At 61.0% G+C, this 16,218-nt stretch carries 11 protein-coding genes and 2 pseudogenes; 1 reads left to right on the top strand and 12 read right to left on the bottom strand.

Annotated features, from left to right (window positions below):
* Positions 1 to 68: 68 nt before the first annotated feature.
* The 12 genes and pseudogenes from JFT80_RS14550 to JFT80_RS14495 all read right to left on the bottom strand — a co-directional run bounded on the left by JFT80_RS14550 (position 69) and on the right by JFT80_RS14495 (position 15,063).
* Positions 69 to 2,004: pseudogene (locus tag JFT80_RS14550) on the bottom strand (methyl-accepting chemotaxis protein).
* 139 nt (positions 2,005 to 2,143) lie between these two features.
* The gene (locus JFT80_RS14545) at positions 2,144 to 3,433 is read right to left on the bottom strand and encodes an adenylosuccinate synthase (RefSeq protein WP_201148326.1); all 1,290 of its coding nucleotides are present in this window, start codon (positions 3,431 to 3,433) and stop codon (positions 2,144 to 2,146) included.
* 54 nt (positions 3,434 to 3,487) lie between these two features.
* A complete protein-coding gene (locus JFT80_RS14540) occupies positions 3,488 to 4,675 on the bottom strand; it encodes an ATP phosphoribosyltransferase regulatory subunit (RefSeq protein ID WP_201148325.1) in 1,188 nt (395 codons plus the stop codon).
* 313 nt (positions 4,676 to 4,988) lie between these two features.
* Positions 4,989 to 5,858 carry a protease modulator HflC gene (gene hflC, locus JFT80_RS14535; RefSeq protein WP_008078329.1) on the bottom strand — a complete coding sequence of 290 codons (870 nt, stop codon included), beginning with the start codon at positions 5,856 to 5,858 and terminating at the stop codon, positions 4,989 to 4,991.
* Positions 5,858 to 7,033 carry an FtsH protease activity modulator HflK gene (gene hflK / locus JFT80_RS14530; RefSeq protein ID WP_201148324.1) on the bottom strand — a complete coding sequence of 392 codons (1,176 nt, stop codon included), beginning with the start codon at positions 7,031 to 7,033 and terminating at the stop codon, positions 5,858 to 5,860. The genes hflC and hflK overlap by 1 nt, the downstream gene beginning before the upstream one ends.
* A gap of 96 nt (positions 7,034 to 7,129) precedes the next feature.
* Positions 7,130 to 8,431: a ribosome rescue GTPase HflX gene (gene hflX / locus JFT80_RS14525; RefSeq protein ID WP_201148323.1), complete on the bottom strand. Its 1,302-nt coding sequence runs from the start codon at positions 8,429 to 8,431 to the stop codon at positions 7,130 to 7,132.
* 12 nt (positions 8,432 to 8,443) lie between these two features.
* Positions 8,444 to 8,704, bottom strand: a complete 261-nt coding sequence (gene hfq / locus JFT80_RS14520; RefSeq protein WP_007902656.1) for an RNA chaperone Hfq — start codon at positions 8,702 to 8,704, stop codon at positions 8,444 to 8,446.
* A gap of 96 nt (positions 8,705 to 8,800) precedes the next feature.
* On the bottom strand, positions 8,801 to 9,772 hold the full coding sequence (gene miaA, locus JFT80_RS14515; protein WP_201148322.1) for a tRNA (adenosine(37)-N6)-dimethylallyltransferase MiaA: 972 nt from the start codon (positions 9,770 to 9,772) through the stop codon (positions 8,801 to 8,803).
* Positions 9,772 to 11,670, bottom strand: coding sequence for a DNA mismatch repair endonuclease MutL (gene mutL, locus JFT80_RS14510; RefSeq protein WP_201148329.1), 1,899 nt, complete (start codon positions 11,668 to 11,670; stop codon positions 9,772 to 9,774). Before mutL ends, miaA begins: the two co-directional genes overlap by 1 nt.
* 8 nt (positions 11,671 to 11,678) lie before the next feature.
* Complete coding sequence (locus JFT80_RS14505; RefSeq protein ID WP_374091358.1) at positions 11,679 to 13,055, bottom strand: N-acetylmuramoyl-L-alanine amidase; 1,377 nt, start codon at positions 13,053 to 13,055, stop codon at positions 11,679 to 11,681.
* A 51-nt stretch (positions 13,056 to 13,106) separates the two neighbouring features.
* Entirely contained in the window at positions 13,107 to 13,577 is a 471-nt protein-coding gene (gene tsaE, locus JFT80_RS14500; protein ID WP_201148321.1) for a tRNA (adenosine(37)-N6)-threonylcarbamoyltransferase complex ATPase subunit type 1 TsaE, read from the bottom strand.
* Positions 13,565 to 15,063 (bottom strand): annotated as a pseudogene (locus tag JFT80_RS14495) (NAD(P)H-hydrate dehydratase). Before JFT80_RS14495 ends, tsaE begins: the two are co-directional and overlap by 13 nt.
* Positions 15,064 to 15,126: 63 nt before the next feature.
* On the opposite strand from JFT80_RS14495, the gene queG reads away from it, so the two are divergent.
* Positions 15,127 to 16,191 (top strand): tRNA epoxyqueuosine(34) reductase QueG, encoded by a 1,065-nt coding sequence (queG, locus tag JFT80_RS14490; protein ID WP_201148320.1) that lies wholly within the window; start codon positions 15,127 to 15,129, stop codon positions 16,189 to 16,191.
* Positions 16,192 to 16,218 lie beyond the last annotated feature (27 nt).

Raw genomic sequence — 16,218 nt, 5'->3', positions numbered from 1 at the left:
TGTGCTCAACAGAAGTCACTGTGGGAGCGGGCTTGCCCGCGATAGCGTCAGACCTGCCAGTACAAAATCTAAGCCCTGAACTGCCCCAGGCTTGCCTTCAGCTGCGCCGCCAAACCATCCAGCACCTTGCCGCTGGCGGTGGTCTCGACCACCGCCTGCGCCGCTTTCTCGGCCTGCGCATGAATCGTCTCGACCCGTCCACGCACGGCCTGTGCGCCTTGCGCTTGATGCGCAGCGGCCTGCGTCGCCAGACCAATTGCCGCATGCACCTGCTCGACCGAGGCCTGCACCGACTGCTGCAACCGCGCGCTGTCACGCAACACCAGCAACCCTTCACTGGCCTGTCGACCGGCCTGACCGATGGCCTCTACCGCTTCACGCGCGCCCTGTTGCAGGGCAACGATGTGCGCCTGAATGTCGCCGGTGGAGCTTTGCGTTTTGCTCGCCAGCGCACGCACTTCGTCCGCCACTACTGCAAAACCACGCCCGGTCTCGCCGGCCCTTGCCGCTTCGATGGCCGCGTTCAATGCCAACAAGTTAGTCTGCTCGGCGATGCCATGAATCACCGTCAGCACCACTTCGATCTGCTCACTCTGTTGAGCCAGTCGCTCGATGACTTTCGCCCCGGTATCGACTTGCCCGGCCAGCGCCTCGATCAAACCGCCAACCTTGGCTGACGTGCGGGTGTTTTCATCCGTGGCGTGGCGGATATCCACCACCTGCTTCAACGCCGCCTGCATCGCGTGGCTTTCCGACTGCGCCTCGTCAGCCATTTGCGACAGCGCGCGCAGGCTTTCGGCGACTTCGTCACGCTGCATACCCGCTGCGGCGTCGGCACCGGCATTGCGCAGGGTCATCGCGCCGATTTCCACGCCGGTACGCTGAGCCACGTCACCCGCCTCGCGCACGATCGGTTGCAACTTATCCACAAAGCGATTGACCGCAGAGGCCATGTCGCCGATCTCGTCCTTGCTGTTGATCTGCACTCGCTTGGTCAGATCGCCCTCACCGGCAGCAAGATCATCCATGGCCGCGTTGAGCATCTTCAGTCGGTTGACCACACGATGACCCAACACCACGGCCAGCAACAGCAGCACACCAAAGCCAACCACGGCCAGGCTCATGCCTATGCGCCAGCGCAATGTACCCGCCGCCTCCTGCACAGTGGCGGCGGTGTTGGCTTTCATGTCCGATGCGGTCGATTGCGCCGACTGCAGGCGCGCACGCATGGCCGTGGCGCTGTCGGCGGCGGCGCCCTTGAGGGCTGTCGGCGACCAGTTGGTCGCTGCTGCCGATCAACGCCGAGAAGCGCTTGTCGAGGGCTGCCAGGTCGGCTTCAACCGAGGCTGTCGAGACGCCCATCAGGACCTTGCCGATTTCCACCCCATTGGGGTTGATCGAGGCTTCGAGGTAGTAAACCGATGGATCGTTCTTTGCCGCATCCAGCACCTTGTCCAGCGCGCGCTCGCCCTGGCCCTTTTCCAGCAGGGCCTTGTTGATCGGGTTCTCACGGTTCAGATAACGCGTGAGGTGCTGCCCGGTGGCGTCGTCATACACCACAAACAGCACGTTGGGATTGCGCTGCGCCCGGCGGGCGAACTCCGAGAGTGTCGGTACGTCGCTGTCCCACATGGCGCGCGGGGCGACCGAGGCCAGCAACTGCGCCATGTCATTGGCCGAATCCTTGAGATCCTTTTCCAATGTCGTACGCAGCTGCGCCTGCTCGTCCTTCAGCCGCGAGGACAGACCAGCGGTCAGACGCTGACGAGTGCTGGTGGACAAGGCATCGAGGCTCGACGTGACTTCACGTCCAGCCTGCTCCAGTTCGCCGGACAGTTTCTGACTGTCAGCACCGAGGCGCAGTGCAAGATCTGCTTCCAGCGCCGTCACGGTGCTCCGCGTCAGGGCAACCGCCACCAACACCTGCACCAAAAGGGCGATACCAAGGGTAACGAACACAGGCCGCAACAACCGGCTTTGTAACAGTGAGAGAACGGCCGACACTGTGAATACCTCTACTTCTGACGCCATTAAATTGATGGCACTCTTGTAGGAAGATTCACAGCAAAGGTCATGCCGTCCTACAGGCATAAACGACAAAGGCCCCGATTAAGGGGCCTTTGTTTTTTACATCAACAACTTATCAAGCAAACGGATGACGCAGAACGATGGTTTCGTTGCGATCCGGGCCCGTCGAAATAATGTCGATCGGCGCGCCGATCAATTCTTCAACGCGCTTGATGTAAGCACGAGCGTTAGCAGGCAGCTCTTCCAGGGTTTTGGCACCCACGGTCGATTCGGTCCAGCCTGGCACTTCTTCGTACACAGGCTGCAGGCCCACGTAGCTGTCAGCGTCAGTCGGAGCAACGGCGTTGCCTTGCGCGTCTTTGTAGCCGACGCAAATGTTGATGGTTTCCAGGCCGTCGAGTACGTCCAGCTTGGTCAGGCAGATGCCCGAGATGCTGTTCACGTCGATAGCGCGACGCAGGATAACGGCGTCGAACCAGCCGCAACGACGGGCACGGCCGGTGGTAGCACCGAACTCGTGACCTTGTTTGGCCAGGTGTGCACCGACCTCGTCGAACAGCTCAGTCGGGAACGGGCCCGAACCGACGCGAGTGGTGTAAGCCTTGGTGATGCCCAGGATGTAGTCCAGGAACATCGGGCCAACGCCCGAACCGGTCGCAACGCCGCCAGCGGTGGTGTTGGAGCTGGTCACGTACGGGTAGGTACCGTGGTCGATGTCCAGCAGGGAGCCCTGGGCGCCTTCGAACATGATGTCTTTACCGGCGCGACGCAGGTCGTGCAACTCGGCAGTCACGTCGAGCATCAGCGGCTTGAGCAGCTCAGCGTATTCTTTGCACTCGGCAAGCGTCTTGTCGTAGTCAATGGCCGGCTCTTTGTAGTAACCCACCAGCATGAAGTTGTGGTATTCCACCAGTTCACGCAGCTTGTCTTCAAAGCGCGGCATGTTGAGCAGATCGCCAACACGCAGGCCACGACGTGCAACCTTGTCTTCGTACGCCGGGCCGATGCCGCGACCGGTGGTACCGATCTTCAGCTCGCCACGGGCCTTTTCACGGGCCTGGTCCAGCGCTACGTGGAAGGACAGGATCAGCGGGCAGGACGGGCTGATACGCAGACGCTCACGCACCGGTACGCCTTTCTCTTCCAGCTTGGTGATCTCGCGCAGCAGGGCGTCTGGTGCAACCACTACACCGTTGCCGATCAGACACTGCACGCCTTCGCGCAGCACGCCCGACGGAATCAGGTGCAAGACGGTTTTTTCGCCGTCGATCACCAGGGTGTGGCCAGCGTTGTGGCCACCTTGGTAGCGCACTACGGCGGCAGCATGTTCGGTCAGCAGATCAACGATCTTGCCTTTGCCCTCATCACCCCATTGGGTGCCCAGGACTACGACATTCTTACCCATAACACTTGTCCTCATTCGCGCAAACTTGGTGCCGGCGATGGCCGGCAGGAAAACTCAAGAAGCCAGTGGCGATACTTGCCAAAGCCCGTTCTGCTGAATCAATTGCCGGTCGCAGTCCGCATCACGGGCGGCGGCCAAAGGTTGCCCAGCCAAAGACTGAACGACACGCTGACCCTCACTGCGCAACTGGCAAACCTGCTGCCAGAGTGCCGCATCCGTACTGTCAGGCATCCAGATACCGCCAGACGGTAGCTCGATCTCAGCACGCCCCAGGGTCACCAGGGTTTTCAAATCGGTGGAAAAACCAGTCGCCGGACGAGCGCGACCGAAGTCGGCGCCGATGTCGTCGTAACGACCGCCCTGAGCGATGGACTGGCCTACGCCCGGGACGAACACCGCGAACACCACACCGGTGTGGTAGTGGTAGCCGCGCAGTTCGCCCAGGTCAAAGTACAGCGGCAACTGCGGGAAGCGCGCCGACAAACGCTCGGCGATGGCCAGCAAATCGTCCAGTGCAGCCAGTACCGGCGCCGGCGCATGAGCCAGGCGCTCACGGGCCGCTTCCAGCACTTCACGGCCGCCACACAGATCGACCAACGCACGCAGCATGCTGGACAGATCGGCCGGCAAGCCTTCGGTCAAGGTAATGACCTCGTCGATGGCCTTGCGTTGCAATGCATCGAACAACTGCTGCTCGACTTCACCGGACAGACCGGCGGCACGCGCCAGGCCACGGTAAATGCCGACATGACCAAGGTCCATGTGCACGTCCGGCACGTCGGCCAGTTGCAGCATGGCCAGCATCAGACTGATGACTTCGACGTCGCTGCTCGGGCTGGCATCGCCGTACAGCTCGGCGCCTAACTGGATCGGGCTGCGCGACGACGACAGGGCACGCGGTTGAGCGTGCAGCACGCTGCCGGCGTAGCACAGACGGCTCGGGCCTTCACGACGCAGGGTGTGCGCATCGATGCGCGCCACTTGCGGCGTGATGTCGGCACGGAAACCCATCTGCCGGCCCGATTGCGGGTCGATGACCTTGAAGGTACGCAGATCCAGGTCCTGGCCCGCGCCGGTCAGCAGGGATTCCAGGTACTCGATATGGGGAGTCACGACAAACTCGTAACCCCAGCTCTGGAACAGATCCAACACCTGACGACGCGCTACTTCAATGCGCGCCGCTTCCGGTGGCAGTACTTCTTCGATGCCATCTGGCAGCAGCCAGCGGTCTACCGTTGCCATTACGCCATTCCCCTTTGATCCGGGCGGCCAGCCTGCGGGCGAGCCTTGAGTGAAGCAGAAAATGACCGATCCGTTCAAAACGCACGCGCATGAACGACGCGGCGAAAGGCCTGTTATCGGCTTCGCCCATCACTTTCCTCGAAATACTCTCGGGCCATTCAACCCGATGCCTGCAACAAAAAACAGCAATCAAACGTGCAGACGCAAAAAAGCCGGGAATTTCCCGGCTGCCGCATCATACACACGTTTTCCCAAAGGATCACCCCGCCCGAGGTTTTAGCCGCCGGGCGGAATGATTCAGGTCAACGTCGTATCAAGGCTTGGACTTTTCCAGGTAACGGAAGAAGTCGCTGCTTGGGTCGAGGACCAGGACGTCGGATTTGTTCGCGAAGCTTTCACGGTAGGCGCGAAGGCTGCGGTAGAAACCGTAGAACTCCTGATCCTGACCGTAAGCCTTGGAGTAGATCGCAGCGGCCTGGGCGTCACCGTCACCGCGAATCTCTTCGGATTCACGATAGGCTTCAGCCAGCAGCACGCGGCGTTGACGATCGGCGTCGGCACGGATGCCTTCGGCCAGTTCGTTACCCTTGGCGCGATGCTCGCGAGCTTCACGCTCACGCTCGGTGCTCATACGTTCGAACACGCTGCGGTTTACTTCCTTCGGCAGATCGATGGCCTTGACCCGGACATCGACCACTTCGATACCCAGCTCTTTTTCCGCCATCTTGTTCAGCGACGCGGTGATGTCAGCCATCAGCGCATCACGCTCGCCCGACACGACTTCGTGCAGGGTGCGCTTACCGAACTGGTCACGCAGACCGGATTCCAGTCGACGCGACAGACGTTCATCGGCGATTTGCTTGAGGCCCGACGTTGCGGTGTAGAAGCGCTCGGCATCTTTCACGCGCCACTTGGCGTAGGCATCGACCATCACAGCTTTCTTTTCCAGGGTCAGGAAGCGCTGTGTCGGTGCATCCAGCGTCATCAGACGTGCGTCGAATTTACGCACCTGGTTAACGTAAGGCACTTTCACATGCAGACCTGGCTGAACATCGGCCTGAACCACACGACCGAATTGCAGCAGCACCGCACGCTCGGTCTGAGCGACGATGTAGAAGCAGTTCCAGCCAACCAGTAGCACAACGACGCCAACAATAAGGGCGATCAGCGATTTATTGCTCATCAGCGGGTCTCCCTGGTACGTGCCTGCTGTTGCTGCAGATCAGCTGCTGCACGCGCATTCGCTTCATTGCTGGTGGCTGCTGCGCCCGTCACCGGAGCGCTGGTGCTGCGACCACTGTCAATCATTTTGTCCAACGGCAGGTAAAGCAGGTTGCTCTGGCCGTTTTTGTTACCGGTCACGAGTACCTTGCTGGTGTTGCTGAATACTTCCTGCATGGTGTCCAGATACAGACGCTGACGGGTGACTTCAGGAGCCTTGCGATACTCGGCAACCAGTTTGGTGAAACGATCCGCTTCACCCTTGGCACGCGAGACCGTTTCGTCGCGGTAACCGTTGGCATCTTCAAGGATGCGCTGGGCCTGACCACGTGCTTCCGGCACGACGCCGTTGGCGTAGGTTTCAGCCTGGTTGCGCGAACGCTGCTCGTCTTCACGGGCGCGGATCACGTCATCGAAGGCTTCCTGCACTTCACGCGGTGCCGCTGCGCTCTGTACGTTGACCTGAGTGACGGTGATACCGGTGCGATAAGTATCGAGGAAGCGTTGCAGACGCTCCTTGATTTCGCTGGCCATCAACTCACGACCTTCGGTCAGCACCTGGTCCATGGCGGTCGAACCCACCACGTGGCGCAGGGCGCTGTCGGTCGCATGCTGCAGGCTGATCTCCGGCTGATCGACGTTCAGCACGAAGTCCTGCAGGTTGGTGATCTTGTACTGCACGGTCAGCGGCACTTCGACGATGTTCTCGTCTTCGGTCAGCATCTGGCCCTGCTTGGTGTACGCACGCTCACGCGTTACGTTTTCCATGTACTTTTTATCAATCGGCGGGAAGTAGATGTTCAAGCCCGGGCCAACGGTCTCGTAGTACTTGCCGAAGCGCAGCACCACGGCTTGCTCCTGCTCGTCGACCACGTAAACCGCGCTGTACAGCCAGACAGCCGCGAGCACGACCAGGCCGATGCCGAGCAGGCCGCCGAAGCCACCACCGCTCCTGCCCGAACCACCGCCGTCATCACCACGTTTTTTTCCACCACCGAACAACCCGTTCAGGCTTTCCTGCAGCTTTCGGAAGGCCTCGTCGAGATCTGGTGGCCCCTTGCGGTCGCCGTTATTGCGGCGCTTGCCACCCCAAGGATCCTGATTATTCGAGTTGCCACCCGGCTCATTCCAAGCCATAGCGCTCTCCATCTGATAAAGCAAAGACGCACCCACGGCGCGCCGACCAATGCTACAGAATGCCTGCCGTCGCGGCACAACCGCTTTTTCAGGCTTTTATTGCAAAGTGTGTTGCTCGATGAATTCCATCGGCTGCAATCCTTCGCGGCTTACCAGTCGATTCAACTCGACCCGGGGCAAACGAACGGCCAGCAAACTGATGCCTTCTTCGTCGTGTTCTTCTTTCTGCACCGCACCGAGTTCGAAAAACTGCGCACGCAGTCGAGCGAATCGTTGCGGCAAGCGCAAGGTGCCAACAAACAAATCACTGCCAAGCAACTCGGCAATGGCTTGCTCCAGCAACTCCAGGCCACTGCCATCACGCGCCGACAACCAGACCCTTAGAGGCTTGCCGTTTTCGTCGCGCTGGATTTGTGGCTCGACGCCTTCAAGCAAATCGAGTTTGTTATAGACCTCGAGGATCGGCAAGTCCTGGGCACCAATCTCGCCCAGCACCACCATCACCTGTTCGATCTGCAACATGCGATCCGGCTCGGCCGCATCGATCACGTGCAACAGCAGATCGGAGTTGCTCGACTCTTCGAGGGTAGACCGAAACGCCTCGACCAGCTTGTGTGGCAAGTGACGAATGAAGCCCACCGTGTCGGCCAGAACAATCGGCCCCAGGTCGTCTATATCCAGACGGCGCAGGGTCGGATCCAGCGTGGCAAACAATTGGTCAGCCGCGTAGACGTCGGATTTCGTCACGTTGTTGAAGAGTGTGGATTTACCGGCGTTGGTATAGCCCACCAGAGACACGGTAGGGATATCCGCACGCGATCGGCCGCGTCGCGACTGTTCGCGCTGGCTGCGCACTTTTTCCAGCCGGCCCTTGATCTGGCGCAGGCGAACCCGCAGCAAACGGCGGTCGGTTTCCAGCTGGGTTTCACCCGGACCGCGCATGCCGATACCGCCACCCTGACGCTCAAGGTGAGTCCAGCCTCTAACCAGCCGGGTGCTCATGTGGTCAAGCTGGGCCAGTTCTACCTGGAGCTTGCCTTCATGGGTACGGGCGCGCTGGGCGAAAATATCGAGAATCAGACCGGTACGGTCGATCACGCGACACTCGAAAACACGTTCGAGGTTACGTTCCTGACTGGGCGTGAGGATGTGATTGAAAATCACCAGATCGGCTTCTTCAGCTTTGACCAGGTCGCGCAGTTCCTCGACCTTGCCGCTGCCAATCAGGTATTTGGCGGTTGGCCGATGACGCGGCACGTTAAAAAACGCAACGGTCTCGGCGCCGGCCGAATTAGCCAATTCCTGAAACTCCTGCGGATCTTCGCGCGCCTCAGGGTCCTGTCCATCCAAGTGAACGAGGATTACTCGTTCACCACCACCGTGGCGCTCAAAGAACAAAGGAGACTCCTATCAGGCGTTACCTGGCTCAGCGTCACCTGCTTCGGATTCGGTTGCGCTAGGCAGACGAATTGGACGAACCGGCACTACTGTCGAGATAGCGTGTTTGTAAACCATCTGGCTCACGGTGTTTTTCAGCAGGATCACGAACTGGTCGAACGACTCGATCGTGCCTTGCAGTTTGATACCGTTGACCAGGTAGATGGAAACCCCAACTTTCTCTTTACGTAAAGTATTCAAGTAAGGGTCTTGTAGCGAATGCCCTTTTGACATGTGCCGCACTCCTTTAAGGATTCAATAATAAAAAATAGGTAATTCAGATGGCTTGTGGCCGTCACACCCCCAAGGATAGACGGCAATTGCAAGGACTCAGCTCAATATGGAGATGGTCCCAAGGTATTTCAAGGCGCGTGGCAGATTGTCGCAATCAAGACTGTCCAGCCAGTGTAAATCTTCCCAGCTGCGCAGCCAGGTGAACTGGCGTTTGGCCAATTGGCGCGTGGCGATGATGCCGCGCTCTTGCATTTCGGCCAATGTCAGCTTGCCATCCAGGTAATCCCAGACTTGGCGGTAACCTACTGCACGTATAGACGGCAACCCGGCATGCAGGTCACTTCTATTACGCAGGGCTACGACCTCGTCGATGAATCCCTGTTCCAACATATTTGTGAATCTTTGTTTAATGCGCTCGTGCAATACCTGACGATTTGCCGGGGCAATGGCCAAGTTCGCGACAGTATAGGGCAATTGTTGCAGTCCCGAAGCGGCTGCTTCAGTACTTTGCGCAGATTGTTGCTGGCGCAGAGCAGTCATGCTCTGACCGCTGACTCGATAAACTTCCAGCGCGCGACTCAAGCGTTGCGGATCGTTCGGGTGAATCCGCGCGGCCGACACCGGGTCGATGACCGCCAATTGATCGTGCAGGGCTTGCCAGCCAAGGCGTGCAGCTTCTTCTTCGATCTGCGCGCGAATCTGCGGATCGGCCGCCGGCATGTCCGCCAACCCGTCCACCAAAGCCTTGTAATAGAGCATCGTGCCGCCGACCAGCAGCGGAATTTTTCCGCGCGCGGTGATTTCCGCCATGGCTTGCAGGGCATCGCGACGGAAATCCGCAGCCGAATAGGCTTCGGCCGGGTCGAGGATGTCGATCAAACGGTGCGGATATTCGGCCAGCAGCTCTTTCGAAGGCTTGGCAGTGCCGATGTCCATACCGCGATAGACCAGCGCCGAGTCGACACTGATCAGCTCGCACGGCAGCACCTTGGTCAGCTCGATGGCCAGATCGGTCTTGCCCGCAGCGGTCGGGCCCATCAGGAAAATCGCTGGAGGGAGCTGGCTCATCAACGACCGCGCAGGAACAGTTTGTCCAGATCGTCCAGGCCCAGTTGGGTCCAGGTCGGTCGGCCATGGTTGCATTGACCGCTGCGCTCGGTGTTTTCCATGTCACGCAGCAGGCCGTTCATTTCCGGCAAAGCCAGGCGCCGATTGGCGCGGATCGCGCCGTGACAGGCCATGGTGCCGAGCAGTTCGTTCAGGTGCGCCTGAATCCGGTCGCTGGTGCCGTACTCCATCAAGTCGGACAGCACGTCGCCGACCAGACGATTGGCTTCGGCCTGCTTCAGCAAGGCTGGAATCTGGCGGATCGCCAGGGTTTCCGGGCCCAGGCGCTGCAATTCGAAACCCAGACGCTGAAACCACGCCGCATGTTCTTCGGCGCAATCCGCCTCGCGCTGACTGACCGCCAGCGATTCCGGCACCAACAGCGGCTGGCCGCTGAGGCCCTCGCTGGCCATGGCGATCTTCAGGCGCTCGTACATGATCCGCTCGTGGGCGGCGTGCATATCGACCAGCACCAGCCCCTGGGCGTTTTCCGAGAGGATGTAGATGCCCTTGAGCTGCGCCAGGGCGTAACCCAGCGGCGGAATGTCCTCTTGTCCGGCCGGCAGCGCGGCTGCGTTGGCTTCGGGCAGCGGGGCAAAGAACTCACGGTAGGCCGCCTGCGCTTCAGCTGCCGGCACTGTGGACTGTGGCCGTGGCGAGTATTGATACTGGTAGCCGGCACCCGCGCCCGAACCCGCCGGCGTATTGAACATCGGTTGCGCCTGCGGTTGCTCCAGCAGCGCATTGGCCGCCAGACGCATTTCGCCCTGCGGGCCGAATTCGCCAGCATCCAACCCTGTCGGACGGACGATGGCGGTGGTCACTGAACCGGCAAGCTGATCCTCCGGACGCACATCGCCCAGCGCCCGGTGCAAGGTGCCGTAAAGGAAGTCATGCACCATGCGCCCGTCACGGAAGCGCACTTCGTGTTTGGTCGGGTGGACGTTGACGTCGACCGCCGCCGGATCAACCTCGAAAAACAGTGCAAAGGTCGGATGGCGACCGTTGAACAGCACGTCGCGATAGGCCTGACGCACGGCGTGGGCCACCAGTTTGTCGCGCACTGCCCGGCCGTTCACAAAGAAATACTGCAAATCCGCCTGGCTACGGTTGAAGGTCGGCAACCCGACCCAGCCCCACAGATGCAAACCGTTACGCTCGATCTCGATCGGCAGCGCCTGCTCGAGAAAACCCGAGCCGCAAATCGCCGCCACACGGCGGGCACGGGCCGCGTCATCGTGGGCTTCGTGCAGGCTGAGGATGGTCTTGCCGTTGTGGCGCAGATGGAAAGCCACGTCGAAACGCGCCAATGCCAGACGTTTGATCACTTCTTGCAGATGATCGAATTCGGTTTTTTCGGTCTTGAGGAATTTGCGCCGCGCCGGGGTATTGAAGAACAGGTCGCGAACTTCCACCGAGGTGCCGACCGGATGCGCTGCCGGTTGCACCCGAGGCGCCATGTCGCGACCTTCAGTCTCGACCTGCCAGGCCTGATCGGCGTCGCGGGTGCGCGAGGTCAGGGTCAGGCGCGCCACGGAACTGATCGACGCCAACGCCTCACCACGGAAACCCAGGCTCATCACCTGCTCGAGGTCTTCGAGGTTGCGGATCTTGCTGGTGGCGTGACGGGCCAGGGCCAGCGGCAGGTCATCGGCAGAAATACCGCTGCCATCGTCACGCACGCGTAGCAGTTTGACGCCGCCCTGTTCAACGTCGACATCGATGCGTTTGGCACCGGAGTCGAGGCTGTTTTCCAACAGTTCCTTGATCACCGAGGCCGGGCGTTCAACCACTTCACCGGCGGCAATCTGGTTCGCCAGCCGTGGGCTGAGCAGTTCGATGCGGGCGGCAGCGTTCAGCACCTCGTTCATTCTTTGGACGCCAGTTCGGTGCCAGGAATGGTCAGGTGTTGGCCGACTTTCAGCTCATCGCTTTTCAGATTGTTCGCGCTGCGCAACGTGGCCGGCGATACCTGATAACGCACACCGATCATCGCCAGGGTTTCGCCTGGGCCGACGCGGTGGTCGCGTGGGCCCTGGACGATCTTGCCGGAATCACGCAGCCAGGCGATGTAGGTGCCCGGTGGCGGGTTCTGTTGGAAGAACTGGCGCACGCCGCTGCTGATCGAGCGCGCCAGCGCTTGCTGGTGGCCCGAGGCCGAAAGCTTGTTCGCTTCGTTGGCATTGGAGATGAAGCCGGTTTCGACCAGGATCGACGGAATGTCCGGCGACTTCAGCACCATGAACCCGGCCTGTTCCACGCGCTGTTTGTGCAGCGGCGTCACGCGGCCGATATTGGTCAGCACTTTCTGACCAACGTTGAGGCTGGACGTCAGCGACGCAGTCATCGACAGGTCGAGCAGTACACCTGCGAGCATGCGGTCCTTGTCATCGAGGCTGACATTGCCAGCGCCCCCGATCAGGTCGGAACGGTTTTCGCTATCAGCCAGCCAACGGGCTGTCTCCGAAGTGGCACCGCGATCAGACAGGGCAAACACCGAAGCGCCGAATGCCGCCGCCGATGGGGCCGCGTCGGCATGGATCGAGACGAACAGGTCGGCGCCTTTCTTGCGGGCAATTTCGGTTCGGCCGCGCAGCGGGATGAAGTAGTCGCCGGTGCGGGTCAGTTCGGCGCGGAAGCCTTTCATGCCATTGACCTGACGCTGCAGCTCCCGGGCAATGGCCAGTACCACGTCTTTCTCACGCTGGCCGCGCGAGCCGGACGCACCCGGGTCTTCGCCACCGTGGCCGGCGTCGATCACCACAATGATGTCGCGCTTGCCGGCCGGGGCTGGCGGCAACTTGATTGCCGGTTCGGAGGGTGTGACCGGCACCGGCGCCACCTTGGCGACGTTGGTCGGCGCGGGAATAGGCGCGGCATCGGCAGCGTCGTCGAACAGGTCGACCACCAGGCGATTGCCGTACTGGGCGTTCGGCGCCAGGGTAAAGCTCTTGGGAGTCACGGCTTTCTTCAGGTCGATGACCACGCGCAGGTCGGTCGGCGTACGCTGGGCCGAGCGCATGGCGGTGATCGGCGTATTCGCCGAATTGACACTCAATGGTGCGCCAAGGGACGCGCCATTGATGTCAATGACCAGTCGATCCGGCGCTGTCAACGTGAAGACGCTGTGCTGCACCGGGCCGCTCAGGTCGAAGACCAGTCGCGTGTTGTCCGGCGCCCGCCACAGGCGCACGCTGTTGACCTTTGTATCGGCCACAGCGTTGACGGTTACTGCCATCAACATCAGTCCAGCGGCAGCCACCAACGCGCGAAAGCGCATACCTAACCCCATCATTTAATTGGATTCCAATGCCAAAGCGGCACACCAGGCTTCGCCACGCGAGCCCTGGGATAAAATTTTCAGCGAACGCCCGCTGTCTTGCGGGCTAATGGTAATGGTCAGGTCAGGCTTTGGCAAAAAGCCTGCACCTTTATCGGGCCACTCGATCAGGCACAGGGCATCGTCTTCGAAGTAGTCACGGATGCCGAGAAACTCCAGTTCTTCCGGATCGACCAAGCGATACAGGTCGAAGTGGAAGGCGCGGACGTCACCGATCTCGTAGGGCTCGACCAAGGTGAAGGTCGGACTTTTTACCGCGCCGACGTGGCCCAACCCGCGAATGATCCCTCGCGACAACGTGGTTTTGCCCATCCCCAGATTGCCTTCCAGGAAAATCAGGCCATGGCCCTGGGTCACGCGGGCGATCCGTGCGCCAAAGTCGCTCATGGCCTGTTCATCGGCCAGGTACAGGTTTACTTCAGACACGGTGCTTGCTCCTCCAACAACTGACGAATGGCCGGGATCAGATCACTGGCCGCCAGCCCACGGCCCGATTTTCCTTCTTGCGCGCCGGCATTGGCATGCAGCCATACCCCCAGGCAGGCCGCGTCGTACGCGTCCATGCCCTGGGCCAGCAACGCACCGACCAATCCTGCGAGTACATCGCCCAAGCCGGCGGTAGCCATCGCCGGATGGCCTTGATGACACAGCGCCAGACGCCCATCCGGGCTGGCGATCAAGCTGCCGGCGCCTTTGAGAACGACGACAGCTGTATATTTTTTGCTCAACGCGCGGGCTGCAGCCGGGCGGTCCGCCTGGACCTCGGCCGTCGACATGCCCAGCAAGCACGCGGCCTCCCCGGGTGCGGGGTAATGATGCAGCCTTTGGGCAAGCTGACGTGCGCCTCGGACAGCAGGTTCAGTGCATCGGCGTCCCAGACTTGCGGCAGCGGTGCGTTGGCAGCGGCCGACAACAGGCTGCGTCCCCAGGCGTCGCGACCCAAGCCTGGGCCGACGACCAGCACCGAGACCTTTTCCAGTAACCCCATCAGCTGGTTCGCGGAGGAAGTCCCCAGCACCATGGCTTCTGGCATTCTGGCTAAAGCGGCGGGCACGTGTTCGCTACGAGTCGCCACGGAGACCATGCCCGCACCACTGCGCAGGGCGCTTTGCGCACTCAGGAGAATAGCGCCGCCGAAGCCCCGATCACCGCCGATAAGCAACACATGGCCAAATTTACCTTTATGTGACGCCGGCGCCCTGGGTGCCAGTCGAGGCAGATTGCCAGTACCCAGGCGACGAGCGCTGACAGGCGCCCGCGCCAGCAGCTGCGGCTCCGCCTGCAGGTCGTTGAATACCAACGTTCCTACTTGATCCGCCGCATCGCCGGTGAACAGCCCCAGCTTCAGGCCAATGAAAGTCACCGTCAGGTCGGCGCACACGGCGCAGCCAAGGATGCGCCCGGTATCGGCACACAGGCCTGAAGGAATATCCACCGCGGCCACTGGCAGGTCGCTACAATTGATGGCGGCGATTGCACTGGCATAGGGTTCACGTACTTCGCCGCTCAGCCCGGTGCCGAGCAAAGCGTCCAGCACGATGCCACGCAAGCATGGCTGCGCATCCCAGGCCTCAATGACGACCTGTTCGGCAACGGCTTCGGCATAAGCCCGCGCCGCATCTCCCTGCAGCCGCTGGGGGTCAGCAACAGCCAGCACTCGCACCGACCATCCCGCGCGCCGGGCCAGCACGGCAACCAGATAGCCGTCACCGGCATTGTTGCCGTGCCCCGCCAACACGCTCAGTTCGTTCGCCGCCGGCCATTGGCGCACCAGCGCGCGCCAGGTTGCCCGCGCCGCGCGCTGCATCAATTCGAAGCCTGGCGTACCTGCCGCAATCAGGCTCGCATCAAGCTCGCGGACTTGTGCGGCGCTGTACAGCGCGTCGGGTAATTCATCTTTAGTGTGCGGCATACGTCTTCGGGCTCCGATGTCTGGCAGAATTATACGCACCTCAGCTCCGGTTTCTCTCGCCTCATGTCCGCCATCACCACAGACCTGCCCGCCCTCGCCCAATCGATCAAGGATTGGGGCCGCGAGCTGGGCTTTCAGCAAGTCGGCATCAGCGGCCTCGATCTGGCCGAGCATGAGCAGCACCTGGAGCGCTGGCTCGAGGCCGGCTACCACGGCGAGATGGACTACATGGGCGCCCACGGCAGCAAACGCTCGCACCCCGAGGAACTGGTTCCCGGCACCCTGCGCGTGGTTTCTCTGCGCATGGACTACTTGCCGGGCGACACCGAAATGGCCAAACGTCTGGCCCAACCGGAAAAAGCTTACGTATCGCGTTATGCCTTGGGCCGCGATTACCACAAATTGATCCGTAAACGTGTGCAACAGCTGGCAGAAAAAATTCAGGCGGTCATCGGCCCCTTCGGCTATCGCGCTTTCGTCGACAGCGCTCCGGTGCTCGAGAAAGCGATCGCCGAAAAGGCCGGCCTGGGCTGGATTGGCAAGAACACCCTGGTATTGAACCGCAAAGCCGGCAGCTACTTCTTTCTCAGCGAGCTGTTCGTCGACCTGCCCCTGCCGGAAGACCCGCCCCACGCCACCGAGCACTGCGGCCGCTGCACCGCTTGCCTGGACATCTGCCCTACCAATGCCTTCGTGGGGCCCTATGTGCTGGATGCCCGCCGCTGCATCTCCTACCTGACCATCGAACTCAAAAGCGCGATTCCCGAAGAACTCCGGCCGCTGATCGGCAATCGGGTGTTCGGCTGCGACGACTGCCAGATGGTCTGTCCATGGAACCGTTTTGCCCGGCCATCTGGCGAAAGCGATTTCAAGCCGCGGCACAATCTGGACAACGCTGAACTGGCCGAGCTGTTCATGTGGGATGAAGAAAAATTTCTCGGCAGCACTGAAGGCTCGCCGCTACGCCGGGCGGGTTATGAGCGTTGGCTGCGCAATCTGGCGGTGGGGCTGGGGAATGCACCGTCGAGTATTCCGGTACTGGAGGCGCTGAAGGCTCGGCGCGAGTATCCGTCGGAGCTGGTGCGCGAACATGTCGAATGGGCCCTCAAGCAACATGGACTGCTGTAGGAGCGAGCTCGCTCGCGATGGTCGTCA

This window comes from Pseudomonas sp. TH10 (genome assembly GCF_016651255.1).
Lineage (GTDB): Bacteria > Pseudomonadota > Gammaproteobacteria > Pseudomonadales > Pseudomonadaceae > Aquipseudomonas.
This window is presented reverse-complemented; position numbering and strand designations above follow the sequence as displayed.